The organism is Alloalcanivorax sp. (genome assembly GCF_964221125.1).
GTDB classification, from domain to species: Bacteria; Pseudomonadota; Gammaproteobacteria; order Pseudomonadales; family Alcanivoracaceae; genus Alloalcanivorax; species Alloalcanivorax venustensis.
Map to the genome: position 1 here is coordinate 1 of NZ_CAXPXK010000106.1, position 5,266 is coordinate 5,266.

Annotated in this window: 4 protein-coding genes; 1 reads left to right on the forward strand and 3 read right to left on the reverse strand. The window is 65.7% G+C overall.

What is annotated here, in order from left to right; all coding sequences use genetic code 11:
• A partial coding sequence (locus tag ACEQZD_RS13185) for a DNA gyrase inhibitor YacG (protein ID WP_370186039.1) occupies positions 1–185 on the forward strand: 185 nt, incomplete at its 5' end.
• Between the two features lie 97 nt (positions 186–282).
• Here the strand turns inward: ACEQZD_RS13185 and ACEQZD_RS13190 are convergent.
• Genes ACEQZD_RS13190 through secA form a run of 3 tightly spaced genes read right to left on the reverse strand, consistent with a single transcriptional unit; the run spans position 283 to position 5,210 of the window.
• Positions 283–1,200: a Nudix family hydrolase gene (locus ACEQZD_RS13190; RefSeq protein WP_370186040.1), complete on the reverse strand. Its 918-nt coding sequence runs from the start codon at positions 1,198–1,200 to the stop codon at positions 283–285.
• 57 nt (positions 1,201–1,257) lie between these two features.
• Positions 1,258–2,460: a bifunctional glutamate N-acetyltransferase/amino-acid acetyltransferase ArgJ gene (argJ, locus tag ACEQZD_RS13195; protein ID WP_370186042.1), complete on the reverse strand. Its 1,203-nt coding sequence runs from the start codon at positions 2,458–2,460 to the stop codon at positions 1,258–1,260.
• Between the two features lie 2 nt (positions 2,461–2,462).
• Positions 2,463–5,210: a preprotein translocase subunit SecA gene (gene secA / locus ACEQZD_RS13200; protein WP_370186043.1), complete on the reverse strand. Its 2,748-nt coding sequence runs from the start codon at positions 5,208–5,210 to the stop codon at positions 2,463–2,465.
• Positions 5,211–5,266: the final 56 nt, after the last annotated feature.

A 5,266-nucleotide genomic window follows, 5' to 3' on the forward strand; every position in this document is an offset into this window, starting at 1 on the left:
AACAGCCCACCCGTATTTACCCCTGCCCGCAATGCCGGAAACCCTCACGCTGGGACGATAACCCCTGGCGGCCGTTCTGCTCGGAGCGCTGCAAGCTGATCGACCTGGGCGACTGGGCGTCGGAGCGCCACGCGATTCCCGGCGAGCCCACCGATCCGATGGACGATTTCGATAACCTGAGCTGAGGGTATCGGATAGGGCTCTGGGATCCTGCCGGCCGGCTTTGCCGGCCTTTCGCGGGCTGGGCCCGCTCCCACAAGGCCGCTCCCACAAACAGGCTGCCTACCAAAAGGCGCGAATGCCAGCGAGCCCAAAGGCGCCGTTGTGGAGCGCTGTGTCCAGGTCCTGGGGGGTGACGCCGCCGAGGGCGTAGAACACCAGCGGTTTGCCTTCCACCAGGGCGCGGAAGCGGTCCCAGCCGAGGGGTTGGGCGTCCGGGTGCGTGGGGGTGGCGTGGACCGGGGAGAGGGTGGCCATTTGCGCGCCCCACTCTACCGCTTGGGCGATTTCGGCTTCGTTGTGGCAAGAGGCTGAGAGGATGCCCGGGTAGTTTTGGGCACCGCTCCCACAAGATTTAGCCGTCAGGTGGAGGCCGAAGGCGTGTTCGCGGGTGGCGAGGTGGGCGTCGTCGCGGATCCAGAAGCGGACGCCGCGCTCGCGGCAGCGGGCGGCGAGCTCGGGGAGTGCGTCGCTTTGCGACCATTGCCGCAGGTAGAGGCCCTGGCTGTCGGGGTCGAGCCGGTCGATGCCGGCGAGCACGTCCTGGTAATGGAGCCCTTCCGGGGGAATCACCAGCTGCCGGGGCAGTTTGAGGGCGGTGACCACCGGCTGGTTGGCGGCGGGGAACTGGCGGCTGGAAAGATCCTGCAGCGGCACCCACTCCACCGGCTGGCCTTCGCGGCCGTGGGGTTCGCCGGTGTAAGCGGTTACTTCGCGGAAATGTAGCGTCACGCGCAGGTCCGGGTAGCGGTGGCGCACGGTCATAAAGGGCTGGGAGCGTACCGCTTTCATGCCCAGTTCTTCGTCCAACTCCCTGGCCAGGGCCCGCTCCAGGGGCTCGCCCTCCTCCACTTTGCCGCCGGGAAACTCCCAAAGGCCGCCCTGGTGTTTATGCTCCGGGCGACGGCTGAGGCAGAGGCGATCTCGCCGATCACGGATGATGGCGGCGACGACGGTTATTTCGGGGAGAGATTCAGACATAGGCTCGGTGTCGGGGTGTGTCTCTTGGGAGCGGGCCCGCCCCCACAACCTGCTCCTTCAGGTGCGGTATTCGGCGTTGATCTTGACGTAGTCGTAGCTGAAATCGCAGGTCCACACCTGGCCGGTGCCGTCGCCGGCGCCCAGGTCGACGCGGATGGTGATTTCCGGGCGGGCCATCACCGCGGCGCCCTGCTCTTCGGTGTAGCTGTCGGCGACGCCGCCTTCGCGCACCAGCTCCACTTCGCTGAGCCACACCGCCACCTTGTCCACGTCCAGGCTTTCGATGGGCGCGCGGCCCACGGCGGCGAGGATGCGCCCCCAGTTCGGGTCGGAGGCGAACAGCGCGGTTTTGACCAGCGGTGAGTGGCCGATGGTCTCGGCGACGATCTGCGCGTCCCGGTCGCTGCGCGCGCCGGACACTTCGATGGAGACGAACTTGGTGGCGCCTTCGGCGTCGCGGATCAGCGCTTGGGCCAGCTCCACGAACACGGTTTCCAGGGCCTGGTAGAGCAGCTCCGCGTTGCGGTCGGCGCGGTCGTTGATCTCGGCGCCCACCTGGCCGCTGGCGATCAGCATGCAGGCGTCGTTGGTGGAGGTGTCGCCGTCCACGGTGATGCGGTTGAAGGAGCGGTCCGCCAGGCTTTTCACCCACTGATCCAGCAGCGGCTGGGCAATCTTGGCGTCGGTGGCGATGAAGCCGAGCATGGTGGCCATGTTGGGCTTGATCATGCCGGCGCCCTTGGCGATGCCGGTGATGGTGATGGTGTCGCCGTCCAGCTCGATGCGCCGGCTGGCCACCTTGGGCACCGTGTCGGTGGTCATGATGCCTTCGGCGGCGCGGCCCCAGTGGTGTTCGCTGAGGTCGTCCAGGGCCAGCGGCAGGCCTTCCTCGAACGGTTCCATGGGGAAGGTCTGCCCGATCACGCCGGTGGAGAACGGCAGCACTTCCGAGGGCGCGCAGTGCGCCAGCTCGGACAGCAGCAGACAGGTTTCCTCGCAGTAGGCGTGGCCCTTGTCGCCGGTGCCGGCGTTGGCGTAGCCGGTGTTGATCATCAGGTAGCGGGGCGCTTTCTCGGCCAGGTTGCGGCGCGCCACCTGCACCGGTGCCGCCTGGAAGCGGTTGGTGGTGAACACGCCGGCGGCGCGGCTGCCCTCGGCCAGCTCGATGACCACCAAATCCTTTTTGTTGGGCTTCTTGATGCCCGCTGCGATGGCGGCGAGTTTAACGCCGGCCACCGGGAACCATTCGGTCTGTGTCATGGTTAGTCCAGCTTTCCGTGGCACTGCTTGTATTTCTTGCCGGAACCGCACGGGCAGGGTTCGTTGCGGCCCACTTTGCGGCCTTCGCGCACCACGGTGCGCGGCTTCTCCGGCGGTCCCTGGGTCTGGCCGGTGCCGTCGCCCTGGGCGGTGGGCGCGGCCACCTCTTCCTGCTCGGCCTTCATTTTCTCGGCCTGCACGCGGGCCTCTTCCTGGCGCTGGGCTTCCAGGCGCTCCACTTCGTCCTCGCGGCGCACTTCGAAGTTGTGCAGCACGCGCACCAGCTCATGCTGGATCTGGTTGAGCATGGTCTGGAACAGCTCGAAGGCTTCTTTCTTGTATTCCTGCTTGGGGTTCTTCTGGGCGTAGCCGCGCAGATGAATGCCCTGGCGCAGGTGGTCCATGTTGGCCAGGTGTTCTTTCCAGTGGCGGTCGAGGATCTGCAGCATCAGGTGCTTCTCGATCGGACGCAGGGTCTCGGTGCCGATCTCCTCTTCCTTGCGGGCGTAGTCCGCTTCCAGCTGCTCGATGATGCGCTCGGTGACGCCCTCGATGTGCAGGCCGTTGTCTTCGTCCAGCCACTGGCGCACCGGAATATCGCTGCTGTATTCCGCCTGCAGGCTTTTCTCCAGCCCTTCCACGTCCCACTGGTCCTCCACGGAACCCGGCGGCATGTAGCTGTGCACCATCTCGGGAATCACGTCGCGGCGGATGCTCTCCACCGAGGACGCCAGGCTCTCGGCTTCGAGAATCTGCTCACGCTGGCTGTACACCACGCGGCGCTGGTCGTTGGCCACGTTGTCGTATTCCAGCAGGTTCTTGCGGATGTCGAAGTTGCGGGTTTCCACCTTGCGCTGGGCGTTCTCAATGGCGCGCGTCACCCAGCGGTGCTCGATGGCTTCGCCGTCCTTGAGACCCAGGGAGCGCATCATGTTGCGCACCCGGTCGGAGGCGAAGATGCGCATCAGGTCGTCTTCCATGGACAGGAAGAAGCGGGTGTAGCCCGGGTCGCCCTGGCGGCCGGCGCGGCCGCGCAGCTGGTTGTCGATCCGGCGGGATTCGTGGCGCTCGGTGCCGATGATGTGCAGGCCGCCGGCTTCCAGCACGGTGTTGTGGTTGGCTTCCCACTCGGCGCGGATCTTCTCGGCCTTCTCCTCGGAAGGCTCGTCCATGTGCTTGATCTCTTCCTCGGCGTTACCGCCCAGCACGATGTCGGTACCGCGACCGGCCATGTTGGTGGCGATGGTCACGGTGCCCGGGCGGCCGGCCTGGGCGATCACCTGCGCCTCGCGCTGGTGCTGCTTGGCGTTGAGCACCTGGTGCTTGATCTTTTCCTTGGTGAGCCGCTGGGCCAGGTATTCGGAGGCCTCGATGGTGGCGGTGCCCACCAGCACCGGCGCGCCGCGCTCCACGCAGTCGCGCACTTCCTCGACGATGGCGTCGAATTTTTCCTGCAGGGTCAGGTAGACCAGATCGTTGGCGTCTTTACGCACCATCGGCCGGTTGGTGGGCACCACCACCACGTCCATGCCGTAGATCTGGCGGAATTCCATCGCCTCGGTGTCGGCGGTGCCGGTCATGCCGGCCAGCTTCTCGTAGAGGCGGAAGTAGTTCTGGAAGGTGGTGGACGCCAGGGTCTGGTTTTCCTGCTGGATGCGCACGCCCTCCTTCGCTTCCACCGCCTGGTGGATGCCCTCGGACCAGCGGCGGCCCGGCATGGTGCGCCCGGTGTGCTCGTCGACGATCACGATCTGATCGTTCTGCACCACGTACTGGCGGTCCTTGTGGAACAGGGCGTGGGCCTTGAGCGCCGCGTGCACGTGGTGCAGCAGCGTCAGGTTGTGGGCGGCGTAGAGGCTCTCGCCGGCTTCCAGCAGGTTGTTTTCCACCAGCAGGGACTCGATCAGCTGGTGGCCGTCCTCGGTGAGCTCCACCTGGCGCTGCTTTTCATCGATGTAGTAGTGGCCTTCCGCTTTCTGGCCGTCCTCGCCCTCTTCCTCACGCTGCGGCTGCAGCTTGGGAATCAGGGTGTTCATCTGACGGTACAGCTCGGAGGAGTCCGCCGCCGGGCCGGAGATGATCAGCGGCGTGCGCGCCTCATCGATGAGGATCGAGTCCACTTCGTCGACGATGGCGTAGAACAGGCCGCGCTGGACACGGTCTTCCAGGCGGAACGCCATGTTGTCGCGCAGGTAGTCGAAACCGTATTCGTTGTTGGTGCCGTAGGTGATGTCGCAGGCGTAGGCCTCGCGCTTTTCCGGCTGCGGCTGCTGGGAGTAGATCACGCCCACGCTCAGGCCCAGGAATTCGTACAGCGGGCGCATCCAGTTGGCGTCCCGCGCGGCCAGGTAGTCGTTGACCGTGACAACGTGCACGCCCTTGCCGGCCAGGGCGTTCAGGTAGGCCGCCAGGGTGGCGGTCAGGGTTTTACCCTCACCGGTGCGCATTTCCGCGATGCGCCCTTCGTGCAGCGCGATGCCGCCCATCAACTGGACGTCGAAGTGGCGCATGCCCATCACCCGGGTGGCCGCCTCGCGGACCACCGCGAACGCTTCCGGCAGTATCTCGTCAAGGGTCTTGCCGTCGGCGAGCGCGGCCTTCAACTCGGCGGTCTTGGCCTGCAGCGCGCCGTCATCCAATTCCGCCATGGCGTCGCCATGGGTGTTGACCCCGGCCACCAGACGGCTGATCCGCTTGAGCTCGCGGTCATTCTTGGTCCCGAAGACTTTTTTGACGATGGTAGCCAGCATGAAACGTCCGTTTATTCTCAATGGGTGGGGCGAAAAAGAGCCATTCTAAACACAAT

Coding starts and splice junctions, on each gene's coding strand:
- ACEQZD_RS13190 (WP_370186040.1), bottom strand. CDS start 1,200: ATGTCTGAATCTCTCCCCGAAATAACCGTCGTCGCCGCCATCATCCGT.
- argJ (WP_370186042.1), bottom strand. CDS start 2,460: ATGACACAGACCGAATGGTTCCCGGTGGCCGGCGTTAAACTCGCCGCC.
- secA (WP_370186043.1), bottom strand. CDS start 5,210: ATGCTGGCTACCATCGTCAAAAAAGTCTTCGGGACCAAGAATGACCGC.